The sequence below is a fragment of the Noviherbaspirillum sp. ST9 genome (assembly GCF_048799745.1).
Classification (GTDB): Bacteria; Pseudomonadota; Gammaproteobacteria; order Burkholderiales; family Burkholderiaceae_D; genus Noviherbaspirillum.
The window spans coordinates 354,482-371,885 of record NZ_JBLWFR010000004.1; the positions used below are offsets into that span (position 1 = coordinate 354,482).

Annotated in this window: 15 protein-coding genes; 8 read left to right on the forward strand and 7 right to left on the reverse strand. The window is 61.2% G+C overall.

Annotated features, from left to right (window positions below):
- Nucleotides 1–68: 68 nt before the first annotated feature.
- Nucleotides 69–743: a methyltransferase domain-containing protein gene (locus ACNOHI_RS10800; RefSeq protein WP_420474681.1), complete on the forward strand. Its 675-nt coding sequence runs from the start codon at nucleotides 69–71 to the stop codon at nucleotides 741–743.
- A 72-nt stretch (nucleotides 744–815) separates the two neighbouring features.
- A complete protein-coding gene (locus ACNOHI_RS10805; protein ID WP_420474682.1) occupies nucleotides 816–1,052 on the forward strand; it encodes a hypothetical protein in 237 nt (78 codons plus the stop codon).
- On the opposite strand, the gene ACNOHI_RS10810 is transcribed toward ACNOHI_RS10805, so the two are convergent.
- Nucleotides 1,053–1,472, reverse strand: a complete 420-nt coding sequence (locus ACNOHI_RS10810) for a hypothetical protein (protein ID WP_420474683.1) — start codon at nucleotides 1,470–1,472, stop codon at nucleotides 1,053–1,055.
- Nucleotides 1,473–1,623: 151 nt separating this feature from the next.
- Nucleotides 1,624–3,291, reverse strand: coding sequence for an energy-dependent translational throttle protein EttA (gene ettA, locus ACNOHI_RS10815; RefSeq protein ID WP_420474684.1), 1,668 nt, complete (start codon nucleotides 3,289–3,291; stop codon nucleotides 1,624–1,626).
- A 239-nt stretch (nucleotides 3,292–3,530) separates the two neighbouring features.
- On the opposite strand from ettA, the gene ACNOHI_RS10820 reads away from it, so the two are divergent.
- Nucleotides 3,531–4,145 (forward strand): OmpW/AlkL family protein, encoded by a 615-nt coding sequence (locus tag ACNOHI_RS10820; RefSeq protein ID WP_420474685.1) that lies wholly within the window; start codon nucleotides 3,531–3,533, stop codon nucleotides 4,143–4,145.
- 51 nt (nucleotides 4,146–4,196) lie between these two features.
- On the opposite strand, the gene rarD is transcribed toward ACNOHI_RS10820, so the two are convergent.
- Nucleotides 4,197–5,078 carry an EamA family transporter RarD gene (gene rarD / locus ACNOHI_RS10825; RefSeq protein WP_420474686.1) on the reverse strand — a complete coding sequence of 294 codons (882 nt, stop codon included), beginning with the start codon at nucleotides 5,076–5,078 and terminating at the stop codon, nucleotides 4,197–4,199.
- A gap of 169 nt (nucleotides 5,079–5,247) precedes the next feature.
- Here rarD and ACNOHI_RS10830 point away from each other — a divergent pair, with 169 nt between their 5' ends.
- Complete coding sequence (locus ACNOHI_RS10830; RefSeq protein WP_420474687.1) at nucleotides 5,248–5,931, forward strand: Crp/Fnr family transcriptional regulator; 684 nt, start codon at nucleotides 5,248–5,250, stop codon at nucleotides 5,929–5,931.
- Here the strand turns inward: ACNOHI_RS10830 and ACNOHI_RS10835 are convergent.
- Nucleotides 5,928–9,533, reverse strand: coding sequence for a hydantoinase B/oxoprolinase family protein (locus ACNOHI_RS10835; protein WP_420474688.1), 3,606 nt, complete (start codon nucleotides 9,531–9,533; stop codon nucleotides 5,928–5,930). The two genes, ACNOHI_RS10830 and ACNOHI_RS10835, sit on opposite strands and share 4 nt — an antisense overlap.
- A gap of 105 nt (nucleotides 9,534–9,638) precedes the next feature.
- Between ACNOHI_RS10835 and ACNOHI_RS10840 the strand changes: the two genes are divergently transcribed.
- The 4 genes from ACNOHI_RS10840 (at nucleotide 9,639) to ACNOHI_RS10855 (ending at nucleotide 11,668) form a co-directional block, all read left to right on the forward strand.
- Nucleotides 9,639–9,920, forward strand: coding sequence for a hypothetical protein (locus tag ACNOHI_RS10840; protein WP_420474689.1), 282 nt, complete (start codon nucleotides 9,639–9,641; stop codon nucleotides 9,918–9,920).
- A 2-nt stretch (nucleotides 9,921–9,922) separates the two neighbouring features.
- A complete protein-coding gene (locus tag ACNOHI_RS10845; protein WP_420474690.1) occupies nucleotides 9,923–10,339 on the forward strand; it encodes a DUF1810 domain-containing protein in 417 nt (138 codons plus the stop codon).
- An 18-nt stretch (nucleotides 10,340–10,357) separates the two neighbouring features.
- A complete protein-coding gene (locus ACNOHI_RS10850) occupies nucleotides 10,358–10,663 on the forward strand; it encodes a hypothetical protein (RefSeq protein WP_420474691.1) in 306 nt (101 codons plus the stop codon).
- A 396-nt stretch (nucleotides 10,664–11,059) separates the two neighbouring features.
- On the forward strand, nucleotides 11,060–11,668 hold the full coding sequence (locus tag ACNOHI_RS10855; RefSeq protein ID WP_420474692.1) for a hypothetical protein: 609 nt from the start codon (nucleotides 11,060–11,062) through the stop codon (nucleotides 11,666–11,668).
- Nucleotides 11,669–11,832: 164 nt separating this feature from the next.
- On the opposite strand, the gene ACNOHI_RS10860 is transcribed toward ACNOHI_RS10855, so the two are convergent.
- From ACNOHI_RS10860 to icmF, 3 genes are all read right to left on the reverse strand, one after another.
- Complete coding sequence (locus tag ACNOHI_RS10860; protein WP_420474693.1) at nucleotides 11,833–12,522, reverse strand: diphthine--ammonia ligase; 690 nt, start codon at nucleotides 12,520–12,522, stop codon at nucleotides 11,833–11,835.
- A gap of 129 nt (nucleotides 12,523–12,651) precedes the next feature.
- Nucleotides 12,652–13,479, reverse strand: coding sequence for a helix-turn-helix domain-containing protein (locus ACNOHI_RS10865; protein WP_420474694.1), 828 nt, complete (start codon nucleotides 13,477–13,479; stop codon nucleotides 12,652–12,654).
- A 344-nt stretch (nucleotides 13,480–13,823) separates the two neighbouring features.
- Nucleotides 13,824–17,102, reverse strand: a complete 3,279-nt coding sequence (icmF, locus tag ACNOHI_RS10870) for a fused isobutyryl-CoA mutase/GTPase IcmF (protein WP_420474695.1) — start codon at nucleotides 17,100–17,102, stop codon at nucleotides 13,824–13,826.
- Nucleotides 17,103–17,404: the final 302 nt, after the last annotated feature.

Consider the following 17,404-nt stretch of genomic DNA (forward strand, 5'->3'; position numbering starts at 1 on the left):
CGCAATCAATAATGATCCCGATATTCCGGCGGCGGAGATTGCCGGAAAAGCCATGTCATGGAGGGAGAATGTTGAAGCACGCAGCCAACCCGGATTACAGCAGCCTTCCGGCGCGCGGAGGGATCGAACGGATCCTGACGTCGCAGCGCCGAAAACTGTTTGATGCCTTCACGGCATTCAGGCAGGAAGCGCCGGACGGGACCGTGCTCAACCTGTACATGAAACCGACCACGCTGTTCGACAACAGCGACTATCTCTCCGCATGGAGCGATCTGCCCGACAGGATGCGCATCACGGTCTGCGAAATGGAACCGCCGGCCGTGTCGAGGAAGGCGCCTGACACGCGCCTGCCCTATGCCGACGGCGCCTTCGACTGGGTGTTTTGCAATGAAGTCATCGAGCACAGCGGCGGCACCGAGCGCCAGTACGCCCTGGTGGCCGAGCTGTATCGCGTGGCGCGGAAGGGCGTTTTCCTCACGACTGCCAACCGCCGTCATCCCATCGAATTCAAGTCGCGCCTGCCCTTGCTTCATCTGCTGCCTGATGGCACGTGGCGTCGCCTGCTGAAGTGGTTCGGCAAGGGGAAATGGGCTTCCGTCGGCATGCTCAACCCGGTCGACGCGCCAGCGCTCTACCGCTTCGCCAGCCTGCTCCCGGGAAAGCCGGAGCATGATGTCGGCCACAAGCGCGTGTTCGGCTTCAAGGCGCATTTTTTCCTGATGATCCCGAAACGGAAAGCATGAAGTTTCCGGCATGACTCGCAATTTCGCGAAGGGCGGCTAGCCTGTAAGAATCGCCACTTTTCGGAACACATCATGCAGACGACCTTCAACGCTTCGCCCTCGGGACAGGCGATCATCCAGAACACGACCGCGGCAGGCGTCGAAAAGCTGGTCGTCAACCTCCACCCCGGCAACGATTCCATGATCGACGTGCAGATCAAGGAAGAAACGCCAGGCGATGGCATGCTCGTGTCGAGCACCATCTCGATCAACCAGGAAGGCCTGCAGAAGCTGGTCGAATGGCTGCGCGACCAAGGGGCCGTGCAGTAATCAGTTCTGTTCCTCGAATGCCTGGATGTCGCGCTCGACCGACGCGAGGCAGTCGAACGCCAGGTCGAGCACATTGACCGAAGCATCGACAGGATTGTCCCAGGCATCGCGCGTCGCCACGGCCGCGTTGTAGTGCTGCAGCGCCGACTGCAGCTCGACGGTTTCCTCCGATACGCCGCCGCGATGCCCGACGCGGATTTCGGAGCGGAAGGCGGTGACGAGCGCATCCATCTTCCGCCCGATGACACGCAGGTTAAAGGCGAGCACGATCGCGTGCACGTCAGGGTCATAGTGGGCGGGATGCGCCGCGCGCAAAGCCGCCTGGCGCTCGTGCATGCTGCGCGTGAAATCGAGCGCATCCTCCACCGCGCGATAACGTGCGTAAAGCGGGCCGGGCGGGAAAAGCAGTGTCAGCGGCATGCATGATTGGACAATGCCGCGCGCCAAAGATGCCGCACTCCATTGCCATTGCGGCCCAACACCTTCTCGCGCAGCCAAGCCAACATCGCGTGGCACGCGTGGGGCCTGCCAGAAAAAAAGGGCGCATCGAAATGCGCCCTTTTTTGTCTGCTTACCGCGTAACCGGCTTGTAGCGGATCCGCTTCGGCTTCGCGCCTTCTTCACCGAGGCGCTTGACCTTGTCCGCTTCGTATTCCTGGTAGTTCCCGTCGAAGAACACGACCTTGGAGTCGCCTTCGAAGGCCAGGATGTGCGTCGCGATACGGTCGAGGAACCAGCGGTCGTGGGAGATCACCATCACGCTGCCCGCGAATTCCAGCAGCGCGTCTTCCAGTGCGCGCAGGGTTTCCACGTCGAGGTCGTTCGACGGTTCGTCCAGCAGCAGGACGTTGCCGCCCATGAGCAGGGTCTTGGCCAGGTGCAGGCGGCCGCGTTCGCCGCCGGACAGGTTGCCGACGACCTTCTGCTGGTCGCCGCCCTTGAAGTTGAAGCGGCCGAGGTAGGCGCGCGACGGCATCTCGAAGCGGCCGACGGTCAGGATGTCGGCGCCGTTGGAGACGTCTTCAAACACGGTCTTCTTGTTGCCCAAATCTTCGCGCGACTGGTCGACCAGCGACAGCTTCACGGTCGGTCCGACCACCACTTCGCCGCTGTCCGGCTGTTCCTTGCCCGCGATCATCTTGAACAGCGTCGATTTACCGGCGCCGTTCGGGCCGATGATGCCGACGATCGCGCCGGCCGGGATCTTGAAGCTGAGGTCGTCGATCAGCAGACGGTCGCCGAAGGACTTGGACACGTTCTTGAATTCGATCACTTCATTGCCCAGGCGCTCGGCGACCGGGATGAAGATTTCCTGCGTCTCGTTGCGCTTCTGGTATTCGTGCTCGGACAGCTCGTTGAAGCGGGCAAGACGCGCCTTGCTCTTGGCCTGGCGGCCCTTCGGGTTCTGGCGCACCCATTCCAGTTCCTTCTGGATGGTCTTCTGGCGCGCGGATTCGCTGGCTTCTTCCTGCTTCAGGCGCGCTTCCTTCTGTTCCAGCCACGAGCTGTAATTCCCCTTCCACGGGATGCCGTGGCCGCGGTCCAGTTCAAGAATCCACTCGGCGGCGTTGTCCAGGAAGTAGCGGTCGTGGGTGATGCCCACGACGGTGCCAGGGAAGCGCTGCAGGAACTGCTCCAGCCATTCGACGGACTCGGCGTCGAGGTGGTTGGTCGGTTCATCGAGCAGCAGCATGTCGGGCTTGGACAGCAGCAGCTTGCACAGCGCGACGCGGCGCTTTTCACCGCCGGACAGCACGCCAATCTTGGCTTCCCACGGCGGCAGGCGCAATGCGTCAGCGGCCATTTCGAGCTGCTGGTTGAGGGTATTGCCATCGGACGCAGCAATGATCGCTTCCAGGCGCGCCTGCTCTGCGGCCAAGGCGTCGAAGTCCGCATTCTCGTCCGCATATGCCGCGTATACGGCGTCGAGCTTGGCCTGTGCCTCAAACACTTCGCCCAGCGCCGATTCAACGGCCTCGCGCACGGTCTGCTCCGGATCGAGTTGCGGCTCCTGCGGCAGATAGCCGATGTTCAGGCCCGGCATCGGAACGGCTTCGCCTTCGATGTCCTTGTCGATGCCGGCCATGATCTTGAGCAGGGTCGACTTGCCCGAGCCGTTCAGGCCGAGCACGCCGATCTTGGCGCCGGGGAAGAAGGACAGCGAAATGTCTTTGAGAATCTGGCGCTTGGGCGGGACGATCTTGCCCACGCGGTTCATGGTGTAGACGTATTGAGCCATGGAAAATCCGAGTGAATGGGTGCTGAAAAAAGGGAGAGTGCAAGGATACCCGATCGCGCCGCCCGCAGGTTGGCCGGAGGAGCGCGCGCCGCTATCACAAAAGGTCGCCAATCCAAATGACCCAAAATAACCCCTACCACTCCTGTGGTTATTTATTGATCTAGGTCAACGTTTTTGATGCACTGCAGGCATAAAGTCCCCCACGGCAATTAACCACACACATCATAGGGGAATAAAAGATGAAAAAGACCGTAGCAATCCTTGCCCTCGCAGCCCTCGGCGCCGGTGTCGCCTCCCAGGCAATGGCTCAGCAGAGCCCTTGGCAGATCCGCGCCCGCGCGGTGAACATCAACCCGGCGGACAAGTCCGATCCGGTCGGCGGCGTCGGCCCGGCTGACCAGATCACCGTCAGCAACAAGACGATCCCGGAAGTCGACATCACCTACTTCCTGACGCCGAACCTGGCCGCCGAACTGATCCTGACCTATCCGCAAAAGCACAAGGTCTACCTGTCCGGCACCAACATCGGCACCTTCAAGCACCTGCCGCCGACCCTGACCCTGCAATACCACTTCACCCCGGGCGCGCAGTTCAGCCCGTACGTCGGTGCAGGCGTCAACTACACCCGCATCGGCAGCGTCAAGCTCCTGAACGGCGCTGGCGACCTCGACAACAACAGCTTCGGCTTTGCGCTGCAAGCCGGCGTGGACTTCAAGCTCGACAAGAACTGGTCGATCAACCTGGATGTGAAGAAAGTGCAGATCCGCAGCGACGTGATGGTTGGCGGCGCGAAGGTCAGCGAAGTCAAGGTTGACCCGCTGCTGGTCGGCGTGGGCCTCGGCTACCGCTTCTGATCCCGCAGTACTGCAGCAACAGGGCTAAGCCGGTCGCAAGACCGGCTTTTTTTATGCGCCCTGTTTTGCCTTCCAGGTTTGCCACAAGCCTTCCGCCGTGTAGACCGCTAGTGCGCTCCAGATCAGCGCGAATCCGGCAAGCCGTGTGCCGCCAAACGGCTCGTGGTACAGCCAGACGCCCAGCAGCAACTGCAGCGTCGGCCCGATGTACTGCAGCAGGCCGAGCAGCGACAAGGGAATGCGCCGCGCGCCGGAAGCGAACAGCAGCAGCGGGATAGCGGTAATCGGGCCGGCTGCGGCGAGCAGCAACTGCGCGCTGGTCGACGCCGTCGCGAAATGGTTCTGCCCCTGCACGGACAGCAAGACGAGATAGCCGCACGCCAGCGGAAACAGCAGCAGTGTTTCCAGTGCCAGTCCTTCCAGCGCACCCAGCGCCGCCGTCTTGCGCAGCAATCCGTACAGCGCAAAGGTCGTCGCCAGCAGCAGCGCGATCCACGGGAGCGTGCCACCGTGCCATGTCAGCCATGCCACGCCGAACGCGGCAATGCCAACCGCGACCCACTGCACCGGACGCAGCCGCTCACGCAGGATCAGCATCCCCAGCAGCACATTGAACAGCGGATTGATGAAGTAACCCAGGCTCGACTCGACCACGTGGCCGTTATTGACCGCCCAGATATAGATGAACCAGTTGGACGACAGGAGCACGGCGCTCGCCGCGAACCCGGCGAGGACCTTCGGCTGCCGCACCACGGCGCCGAGCCACGCCCATTGCCTGCGCACCGCAAGCACTACCGCCACGAAGACGAGCGACCACACCATGCGATGCAGCAGGATCTCCATTGGCGGGATTTCCTGCAGCGATTTGAAGTACAGCGGGAACACACCCCACAGCGCATAAGCCGAGGCGGCGTACAGGATGCCAGGATTCATATCGTTCGGATTGAAAGGTCAGCACCCGGTAGGATGCGAGGAAGCGCCGCAGCCCGGGTAGCGGCAGCGGCCGGCTTATTATCCCAGCATTCGATCCGGTGTGCGTGGTGGCAGCCGAAAGCGCAAACGGTTATGATCGTTGCCGACCTCAGCCGGCTTCCCGACATCAATGACATCGACACCGCCAACCCTCGTCCAGACGCTCCGCAGCACCGCCTGGGCCGCGTCGCTTACCGCGGAACAGATGGCGCGCGTCGAAGCCGACGTGACGGAACGCTTCGTGCCGGCCGGCGGCTATGCATGCCGCAAGGGCGAGGCCGTCGAATACTGGGTCGGTGCCATCGACGGCCTGCTCAAGATGAGCAGTGTGTCCCTCGAGGGCAAGATCATCACCTTCACCGGCGTGCTTGGCGGCGCGTGGTTTGGGGAGGGCTCGCTGCTGAAGGACACGCCGCGCCAGTACGACGTCATCGCCCTGCGCGACACGCGCCTCGCGCTGATGCCGCGTAACACTTTCCACTGGCTGCTCGACAACAGCATCGGCTTCAATCGCTTCGTGATGACACTGCTGAACGAGCGTCTCGGCATGTTCATTTCGCTGGTCGAATACGACCGCATGCTGGACACGACGGCGCGTCTTGCACGATGCCTCGCAGCGCTGTTCAATCCGCATCTTAATCCGGGCATCAGTCCGCAGCTGAAGATTTCGCAGGAGGAGTTGGGCTACCTGTGCAACGCATCCCGCCAGCGGGTCAATGGTTCACTGAAGGCACTGGAAGAGGCCGGACTGGTCAAGGCCGAATACGGCGGTGTCACCATCCTCGACCTCGACGGCCTGCGCCGATTCCATTAGCCGTATCCTCCGCCACCCGGCGTCTCGATGACGAACACATCGCCGGGTTCCATCTCGGTCCTCGCCACAAAACCCAGTTCTTCCACGCGGCCGTCCGCACGCACCACATAATTCCTGCCGCACTTCCCGTCGCCGCCCCCTGCAGCGCCGAAAGGCGGAACGATGCGGTTGTTCGACAGGATGGAAGCGGTCATCTTCTCCAGAAAGCGGACTTTGCGCACGCCGCCATCGCCGCCTTTCCACTTCCCGACCCCGCCGGAACCGTGCCGGATCTCGTAGCTCTCCAGCCGCACCGGGAAGCGCCACTCCAGTACCTCAGGATCGGTCAGCCGCGAGTTGGTCATATGCGTCTGCACGACCGCGGTCCCATCGAAGCCGGGGCCCGCGCCTGATCCGCCCGAAATGGTTTCATAGTACTGATAGCGAGCATTGCCGAACGTGAAGTTGTTCATCGTGCCGGGCGCACCGGCCATGACGCCGAGTGCACCGTACAGCGCATTCGTCACGCAGCTCGATGTCTCCACATTGCCTGACACGACGGCCGCCGGATAGCGCGGATTCAGCATCGATCCTTCGGGGATGATCACGCGCAGCGGCTTCAAGCAGCCCGCATTCAAGGGAATATCATCATCGACCAGCGTGCGGAATACGTACAGCACCGCCGCCATGCAGACCGAGGAGGGGGCATTGAAATTGTTCGGCAGTTGCGGCGAGGTGCCACTGAAATCGATCTCCGCGCTGCGCTCATCGCGATTGACGCGGATCGCCGCCTCGATGACCGCGCCATTGTCGAGCCGGTAGGTGTACCTGCCGTCCTTCAATGACGTGATGACGCGCCGCACCGACTCCTCGGCATTGTCCTGCACATGCCGCATGTACGCCTGCACGACGTCGAGTCCGAAATGCCCGACCATCCGGTGCAATTCCTCGACGCCCTTCTGGTTGGCCGCGGTCTGCGCCTGCAGGTCGGCGAGGTTCTGCCGGATATTCCGGGCCGGGTATTTGCCCGAGGAGAGCAGGGCAATCGTTTCCTCTTCCAGGAAGCGACCACCCTTCACGAGCTGGAAATTGTTGACCAGCACGCCTTCTTCCTCGACCACCGTGCTGTCCGCCGGCATCGAGCCCGGTGTCATGCCGCCGATATCGGCGTGGTGACCGCGGGATGCAACATAGAAGAGCACCGTCGCGCCCTCTGCATCGAAGACAGGCGTGATCACCGTGACGTCCGGCAGGTGAGTGCCGCCGTGGTAGGGATCATTCAGCATGTAGACGTCGCCGGGCCGCATGGTGGCGGTGTTCTCGCGAATCACGGTCTTGATGCTTTCGCCCATCGAGCCCAGGTGCACCGGGATATGCGGCGCGTTCGCGATCAGGTTGCCCGAGGCGTCGAACAGCGCGCAGGAAAAATCGAGGCGTTCCTTGATGTTCACCGAGACGGCGGTGTTCTGCAGCCGCAATCCCATCTGCTCCGCGATCGACATGAAGTGATTGTTGAACACCTCCAGCATGACCGGATCTGCCGCCGTGCCTGCCGCCTTCCGCTGCGAACGCGCTTCCACCCTCAGCATCACGAGATGGCCCTGCGCGGTGAGCTCGGCGCGCCAACCCGGTTCCACAACATTGGTGGCATTCTTCTCGGCGATGATGGCCGGTCCGGAAACCTGGTCGCCCGGACGCATGTCTTCGCGCACATAGAGCGGTGCCTCGTGCCACCTGCCCCCCGAAAACACGGCCACGATTTCCGTCGCACGCAACGGCTCCAGGCGCGGCGGGAACGGCTCGGGCTGTTCCGCTCCCTGCAGTGCGGCGCCGACTGCTTCGACCGATACCGCCTCCGCCACCAGGTTCTTGCCGTGCATGAGAAAGGCGTAGCGCTGCCGGTAGGCGGCCTCGAACGAGGCTTGCATGTGCGCCATATCGGCGAAAGGGACGACGATGGCAGAATCGGTTCCCTCGTAACGCAAATGAACGCGCTCCAACAGATGAATGCCCGCCGCGTCGATGCCTTGCGACTGCAGGTCCGCGCACGCTTCGCTTCCAAGCTGCCGCAGCGCTTCCTCAATCGGCTTCATGGCCGTCGGTGCAAGAACCATCTCCAGCGCCTTTTCCCGCATCGCCGTCTGGTCGGCCAGTCCCATCCCGTACGCCGACAGCACCCCGGCAAGCGGATGGGCGAACACGCGCGTCATGCCGAGCGCATCGGCGACCAGGCAGGCATGTTGTCCGCCCGCGCCGCCGAAGGTCGACAAGGTGTAGCCGGTCACGTCATGACCGCGCTGTACGGAAATGAACTTGATCGCATTGGCCATGTTGCCCACCGCGATCTCGATGAAACCTTCCGCGACTTCCTCCGGTGTGCGCCGGTTCCCGGTCGCGCGAAGGATGGCATCCGCAAGGTCGCTGAATTTTTGCACAACGGTGTCACGGTCCAGCCTCTGGTCGGCATCCTTGCCGAACACCGTCGGAAAATAATGCGGCTGGATCTTCCCCAGCATGACGTTGCAGTCGGTCACTGTCAGTGGCCCGCCGCGCCGATAGCTCGCCGGACCGGGATTCGCGCCGGCGCTGTCCGGTCCGACACGGTAGCGAGTGCCGTCGAAGTGCAGGATGGAGCCGCCGCCCGCGGCCACCGTATGAATGCTCATCATCGGCGCGCGCATGCGCACGCCTGCCACCTGCGTCTCGAATTCCCGCTCGAATTCGCCCGCATAGTGCGACACGTCCGTCGACGTACCGCCCATGTCGAAGCCGATGACCTTGTCGAACCCGGCCGCATTCGCCGTCCGCACCATGCCGACGATTCCGCCTGCCGGTCCCGACAGGATCGAATCCTTGCCCTGGAACCGGTGCGCATCCGTCAGGCCCCCGTTCGATTGCATGAACAGCAGCCGCACGCCAGACATCTCGCTTGCCACCTGGTCCACGTAACGGCGCAGGATGGGAGAAAGGTAGGCATCCACCACCGTCGTGTCTCCCCGCGACACCAGCTTCATCAACGGGCTAACCTTGCTGGAAATGGAAACCTGCGTGAACCCGACCTCAAGCGCGATTTGCCCGATTGCCTCTTCATGCTGCGGATAGCGGTAGGCGTGCATCAGCACGACCGCCACCGCACGCAATCCTCTGTCGTACAGCGCCTGCAGGTCGCGCCGCACCTTGCCTTCATCGAGCGGCAGCACGACCTCGCCATGCGCACCGATGCGCTCCTCGACTTCCACCACTTCCCGGTACAGCAGCTCCGGCAGCACGATATGGCGGTCGAACAGGCGAGGGCGGTTCTGATAAGCAATGCGCAGTGCGTCGCGGAATCCCTTCGTGATCAGCAGGGCAGTCGGGTCGCCCTTGCGCTCCAGCAGCGCATTGGTCGCCACCGTCGTACCCATCTTGACCGCTGTCACCTGGGCTGCGGGAATGGGATCGCCGGGCGCCAAGCCAAGCAGTTGCCGGATGCCGGCCAACGCCGCATCCCGGTACTGTTCCGGGTTCTCCGACAACAGCTTGTGCGCGACGAGACGGCCGTCAGGCCGCCGCGCGACGATATCGGTGAAGGTGCCGCCGCGATCGATCCAGAATTCCCAGCGGGTGTCCGTCTTTCCTTGCATGTGCAGACCGTTTTCCATGGACACAATGTAGCAGAGCGATGCCGGGACCGGTTCCCCTGAGGGCAAAGCCGACGTATGATCGTTCAAGCACACACAGGGGCCAACATGGAAAAGTTTCTCATCCAGAACGAGTTCGGCCAGCCCCAGGAATTGCTGGGCGAAGAACTGGTCGTCCCCGGCTTTGAAGAGCTGCAGTTCATCCTGCACGCCTGGTTGTACGACAAACGCGGCGGCTGGGCCGTGACGGAACGCTCTTCCGGCAAACGCATCACGAGCGGACCGGCCGGGACCGAACATACGGCGCTCGAACAGCTCGAGCGCCAGTTGAAACTGCACGGAAAGGATGCCTTGATGCGCGTACTTGGCCAGGGAAGACTGTCGAGCTGACGATGGACGACCCCTACGACCTCCAGCGATTCGTCGACGCACAGCAACCTGTTTATGGAGCGGTACTGGAAGAACTGCGCGCCGGACGCAAACGCAGCCACTGGATGTGGTTTATTTTTCCGCAGATCCACGGGCTCGGGCACAGCGCGATGGCGCAGCGCTACGAGATTTCCTCCCTCGACGAAGCCGAAGCCTACCTCGCCCATCCCGTCCTTGGCGCGCGCCTGCGGGAATGCAGCCGCATCGTCGCTGGCATCACGGGGAATACGGTGGAAGAAATTTTCGGCTACCCGGACGACATGAAATTCCGCTCGTCCATGACCTTGTTCGCGCAGGCGTCGCCGGGCGAGGTGTTTGACGAATGCCTGCGCATTCATTTCGGCGGCCAGCCGGATCCGCTGACACTGTCTCGCATCTGAACCATCAGGAGACAAAGCATGATCACAAGAATCTGGCGCGGCTGGACCACACGTGAAAACGCCCCGGTGTACGAACAACTCCTGCTCACCGAGATCTTCCCCGGCATCGCCGCACGCAACGTCCCCGGCTACCTGGGCATTTCCCTTTGCCGCCGCGACTTGGGCAATGAAGTGGAATTCATGACCATCATGTGGTTCGAATCGATCGACGCCGTTAAGGCGTTTGCAGGAGATGACTACGAAACCGCTGTCGTGCCGCCAAAGGCGCGGGGGGTTCTTGCGCGATTTGATGGGCGGTCGGCTCACTATGAGACGGTGGTTTAGCCGTTACGCGGGCTAGTTTCATTAAGAAAACCGCTTTCTTAACGGCGAATCCGATGAACATCGTCCATTGACGTCGACAGCATGCTAAGTCAGGATCGAGGACGAAACATTCGTGGCATCGACGTTTTGATGCAATAACTATTCGATTAAATTCTCACGACAATGCTTCGATGATGCGGAAGGAGTGGTGCGATAGCGTTCTTCAAAGCAGCTCGCTTGGGGCGGCCCCAGAAATCAAACGGACAAACAAAAGTAGTTGTCTTCGCATCGATTCATGTCGACGAATTTTACATTTTCGCCAACCATTAGTAGATAACTCATTGAATATATTCGGTGGCTTATTCTTTGCTTAGGCGTAACTTTATCTACTCGCTCACTCAACCCCTCGAGGCAGCTATGAAAAACTTCTTGTGCGGTTTTTTCTTCCTAATTTGTTACACATATGCACACTCATCAACGATTGATTTCGAAGATCAAGTGGGCGGGAATTGCGAATCCTACGGCGACGGTGGTCTCGTGAGCACAGCTTTCTACTTTACGGGAAACCCAGATGACCCGGGTCTATTTATTTGCAATCCATACGTCGTTGCAGCCAACTACTCTAAGGCGCTCCTAAATGCGAACGCCTTGAGCATTTTGACGATGAGGCAAAATGGTGGCGATACGTTTTGGCTAAGCGCCTTTCAAGCTGCGAATCGTGATCAGCCGGAACTGGGTTACGCAACAACGATCGCGATCAATGTTTTGGGCCAAATTCAAGGAGGCGGCACGGTTGAACAGCAGTTGATACTGAACGGTAATGCGCTAACCACATTTTTTCTTCCCAGCTCGTTTACGAATCTAACGTCAGTTGTATTTTCGGCGGTAGGAAGTGGTGGCTCAAATGCGGAATTTCTTATCGATAATATCGTTGTCAATGAACAGTACCTTTCGGAGCCCGTTAGTCTCGTCCTTTTTTTCCTCGGTCTTCTCATGCTCGCTCTAAATTCCCGGAAGCGAGCTTAGATAGCCTCACGCCCGATTTCGTAGACACGTCCGATCCTTACAATTTGGCTAAAGGGAGGTGTTAGTGCTTCTCTATCCGTCGTGATTGACGGAGTTGCAGCATTAATTTAAGAGTGGCCTTATTGCTTCCTCGAAGGATGCGTACCAATGTTGCAATGTCGCGGTCAGTTCCAGGTAGCTAACTTTTGGAAAAAGTAGGTCGCTGCACCAAACTTCTCCGGCGCACGATATTCCAGCACCCTGTCTCGCGTAAAGCCCACGGGACGCGAAAACGCCGGCCCGTCATACACGAAGGTGTGGAACTCGCCATTCTCGCCACATGCATCGACGCTCGCGGGCAGATCGGCCAGAAAAGCTTCGTCAAATTCCCGTCCGACGAACTCCTGTCCCAGATATTTCCCATTCACGCACACCACCACCGCCTTGAAACCCAGCGCAAGGAATTCATCCACCAGCTTGCGGCGCGGTTCGTCCCATAGCGGGAGCACGGGCGTGATATCCGCCTTGGCACACACCTCCTCTTCCCATTCCCGGTGCGGGACAAGGTCGATGTCGCCGAAGACCGCATGGCGGATTCCAGCCGCATGCGCGTCTTGGAGCGTGGCAATGAAACGCTCTTCGTAATTGCCCCAGGACGTCTTGTAAAAGCGCAGCTCGGCGCCGAGCGCATCGGCCTGCGCCTGGATCAGTTCCGGTGGCACACCGTGCGAGCGGGAGCTTTCGCCGCTCTCATCCATTGCGGTAATCAGGCGGCGGATCTGCATGCCCGATTGGCGCGCGCGCCACATGGCGAGGCAGGAGTCCTTGCCGCCGCTCCAGGAGACGAGGGCCGGGGTGTGTTCGAGTTGGGTCATGGTGCCGCCTGAGTGGATGGGGAATGTCGCCGCGTGCGATGCGGCGACGGGATTATCTCAGACTCGCGGGCGGCGATGGAGTGTCCCTGTCCGAAATGATGGAACGCGGACAGGGACAGGAGGGGCGTGTCAGGCGGCGACGCGGACTTCCTCGTTGGCGGCGACGGCCGGCACCTTGCGGCGGGTGCGCGCAGGCAGGCGGCGCAGTGAGCGCAGCGCAGCGACATCGTGCAGGATCACGTTGCGCAGCTCGACCGAGATCAGTCCGGCCGTAGCGAAGGCGGACAAGGTGCGGCTGATCGTTTCCAGCGTGAGGCCGAGGTAGTTGCCGATTTCTTCGCGGGTCATGCGCAGGTTGAATTGCTTGCCGGAATAACCCATCTCTTCGAAGCGGCTGGACATGAAGGCGAGGAAACGGGCGACGCGGGCTTCCGCGCCGAGCGAACCAAGGGCGCTGATCAGGGACTGTTCGCGCGCCAGTTCGCGTCCCATGACGCCGTAGAGCGCGATTTCGAGGTCGGGCTGGGTACGGCCAAGCATGGTCAGGGTCTTGAACGGAATCAGGATGACTTCGCAGGCCGACAGGGCCACTGCTTCGGTCTGGTGGATGCCGTCATGGATGGCGTCGACGCCGAGCAGGTCGCCCTTCATCGGAAAGGCGACGACCTGTTCGTGGCCGGCATCATCGATCATCACGGACTTGAGGAAGCCGGAGTACACGACATACAGCGTGTCGAAGGGCTGGCCGATGGTGTAGATGCGCTGGCCGGCCTTGTACTGCACGTGCTGGAACTGCGTGTCGCCTTCCTTCACGAAAGCGGGGATGCCGAGCAGCTTGGCGACTTCGGTGAGGCTCGACCAGAGCTTCGCATGGCGTCCGGGCAGGCCTCCCCCCTGATGGGCCGCGGGGTTCGTCTGCGCAAAGGCGGTCTCGGAGATTTTGTTGGTGATCAACATATTGTCTTGCTCCTCTATGAATTGATTCTGCGAATCGCGGCGGGTGAATCGGTGCATCAATCTTGTCGAGAACAATTATCAATATGCGGAACCTTTAACAATATCGGACGACGGATGAAAAAACGTGTCAGTCAATCGATACAAATTTTCAGATTTTTCCTATTGATGAGTGGAAATCTCATAGGTTTGGGTAATGCCGTAACGCATTCCTACAGAGGGAAACTGACAAGAAAATGCGCTGTCGGAAAATTCAGGTGGGGAGGCAGAGACGCATTGCGCACTGCGATGTCTTGAGGGGCATCGCAGTGCGAATGGTTGATGTGTATTAAACGCGTTACAGCTTCTTACATGTTGCGGCGATACTGGCCGCCGACTTCAAACAGTGCGTTGCTGATCTGGCCCAGCGAGCAGACGCGCACCGCATCCATCAGCACGGCAAACACGTTCTCGTTCCTGATCACGGCTTGCTGCAGGCGTGCCAGCATGGCCGGTGCCTGGGCCGCGTTGCGTGTCTGGAATTCGCCGAGGCGCTTCAGCTGCGACTGCTTCTCGTCGTCGGTTGATCGCGCCAGTTCCAGTGTCTGCGGAATGGCTTCGCCCTTCGGATTGCGGAAGGTATTGACGCCGATGATGGGCAGCGTGCCGTCGTGCTTGAGCTGCTCGTAGTACATCGACTCTTCCTGGATCTTGCCGCGCTGGTAGCCGGTTTCCATCGCACCCAGCACGCCGCCGCGTTCGGCGATGCGCTCGAATTCCTGCAGTACCGCTTCCTCGACCAGGTCGGTCAGCTCGTCCATGATGAAGGAACCCTGGTTCGGATTCTCGTTCTTCGCCAGGCCCCATTCACGGTTGATGATGAGCTGGATGGCGAGCGCACGGCGCACCGATTCGTCGGTCGGCGTGGTGATCGCTTCATCGTAGGCGTTGGTGTGCAGCGAGTTGCAGTTGTCGTAAATCGCAATCAGCGCCTGCAGCGTGGTGCGGATGTCGTTGAAGTCGATCTCTTGTGCGTGCAGCGAACGGCCCGAAGTCTGGATGTGGTACTTCAGCTTCTGGCTGCGCTCGTTGGCGCCGTACTTGTCGCGCATCGCGACCGCCCAGATGCGGCGGGCGACGCGGCCGAGCACGGTGTATTCCGGGTCCATGCCGTTGGAGAAGAAGAACGACAGGTTGGGCGCGAAATCATCGATGTGCATGCCGCGCGCGAGGTAGGCTTCGACGAAGGTGAAGCCGTTCGACAGCGTGAAGGCGAGCTGCGAGATCGGGTTCGCGCCGGCTTCGGCGATGTGGTAGCCGGAGATCGACACCGAGTAGAAGTTGCGCACGCGGTTGTGCACGAAGTATTCCTGGATGTCGCCCATCACCTTGAGCGAGAACTCGGTCGAGAAGATGCAGGTGTTCTGGCCCTGGTCTTCCTTCAGGATGTCGGCCTGCACGGTGCCGCGCACGTTTTCCAGCACCCATTCCTTGATCTTGGCGGCTTCGTCGTCCGTCGGCTCGCGCTTGTTGTCAGCGCGGAACTTGGTCATCTGCTGGTCGATCGCGGTGTTCATGAACATCGCGAGGATGGTCGGCGCCGGGCCGTTGATGGTCATCGAGACGGAGGTGGCCGGGTTGCACAGGTCGAAGCCGTCGTACAGCACCTTCATGTCGTCCAGCGTCGCGATCGACACGCCGGAGTTGCCGATCTTGCCGTAGATGTCGGGACGCGGTGCCGGGTCGGCGCCGTACAGCGTGACGGAGTCGAACGCGGTGGACAGGCGCTTGGCGTCCATGCCTTCGGACACCAGCTTGAAGCGGCGGTTGGTGCGGAAGGCGTCGCCTTCGCCGGCGAACATGCGGGTCGGGTCTTCGTTCTCGCGCTTGAAGGCGAACACGCCGGCGGTGTACGGGAAGGAGCCGGGCACGTTCTCGGCCATCAGGAAGCGCAGGATTTCACCGTGGTCTTCGAACTTCGGCAGCTGCACCTTGCGGATGGTGGTGCCGGACAGGGTTTTCTGCACGAGGCGGGTGCGAATTTCCTTGTCGCGGATCTTGACCACGTAGTCTTCGCCGGAATAGGCGGCTTTCATGTCGGGCCACATCGCGAGCAGCTTCTTCGCGCTCGGGTCCATCGCGTTGTCGCGTTCGGTGATCAGGTCGTCGAGGTCCGCGGTCTTGCTGCAGGCGGCGGCCATGCGCTTCGCTTCCTGCAGTTGCTGGCGCTCGCGGGCGAGCTTGACTTGCTTGGCCGTGTTCTTGTGATAGCCGCGTACGGAGTCGGCGATTTCGGCCAGATAACGGGTGCGTGCCGGCGGCACGATGGCGTTCTTGCCGGAGGAGAAGCGGACGTCGACCGGCGCCAGCTTGCCCGGCTTGGCCTTCAGGCCGAGTTCGGTCAGCTTGGGCAGCAGGCCCTGGTAGAGCGCGGTGACGCCGTCGTCATTGAAGCGTGAAGCCTGCGTGCCGTAGACGGGCATTTCATCCGGCTTCTTCATGAACAGTTCGCGGTTGCGCTGGTACTGCTTCGCGACATCGCGCAACGCATCCTGCGCGCCCTTGCGGTCGAACTTGTTGATCGCGACGAAGTCGGCGAAGTCGAGCATGTCGATCTTCTCGAGCTGCGAAGCGGCGCCGAATTCCGGCGTCATCACGTACATGGAGACGTCCACGTGCGGAACGATCGCGGCGTCGCCCTGGCCGATGCCGGAGGTTTCGACAATGACGAGATCAAAACCGGCGACCTTGCAGGCGGCGATGACGTCGGGCAGCGCTTGCGAGATTTCCGAGCCGGCTTCACGCGTGGCGAGCGAGCGCATGAACACGCGCGCCTGGCCGTTCCATGGATTGATCGCGTTCATGCGGATGCGGTCGCCAAGCAGCGCGCCGCCGGACTTGCGGCGCGACGGATCGATGGACACGACGGCGATGTTGAGCGCGTCGTCCTGGTCGAGGCGGATCCGGCGGATCAGTTCGTCGGTCAGCGAGGACTTGCCCGCACCGCCGGTGCCGGTGATGCCGAGGACTGGCGTCTTGATGGTGTCGGCGGCCTTGTGCAGTTCGGCCTTGAGCTTGGCGTCGACCTTGCCGTTCTCGAGCGCGGTGATGAGCTGCGCGAGCGGACGGTGGCGTTCGACCATGTCGCCCTTGGTCAGGGTGCCGACGGCGGTCGGCGCATACGAGGAAAGATCGACGTCGCATTGTTCGATCATCGACACGATCATGCCGGCGAGGCCGAGGCGCTGGCCGTCTTCCGGGCTGAAGATGCGGGTCACGCCATACGCGTGCAGGTCGGCGATCTCGGACGGCACGATCACGCCGCCGCCGCCGCCGAAGACCTTGATGTGCGCGCCGCCGCGCTGCTTCAGCAGGTCGATCATGTACTTGAAGTACTCGACGTGGCCGCCCTGGTAGCTGGACACCGCGATGCCTTGCGCGTCTTCCTGCAGCGCCGCGGTGACGATCTCGTCGACCGAGCGGTTGTGGCCGAGGTGGATGACTTCCGCGCCGTTGGACATCAGGATGCGGCGCATGATGTTGATCGAGGCGTCGTGCCCGTCGAACAGCGAGGCCGCGGTCACGAAACGGACCTTGTTGGCCGGTTTGTATTCGGTGATCTTCTTGGCTACGGAGAGGTCGGTCATTGGCTTGTCTCTTTGTAAATATAAAGGCGGCCTTTGGGGCGGCCTAGGCTGGGAATGACGTTTACGTTAACGTCAAATCTAGCACAAGGTCAATCGGTTTGCCGTCGTCGGGATGACAGTGTTTCTTGGGGGTATGACTGCGGCTTCGGAATAGCCTTCGGCCGTCATCCCCGCGAAGGCGGGGATCCATAAGCCGGCTAATGGAACAAGCTCAGTATGGATCCCCGCCTTCGCGGGGATGACGGGGGAGGGGGACTTCCGCTGACATGGAAATCGCCCGCCCGCGCAGCCACTTGATCATA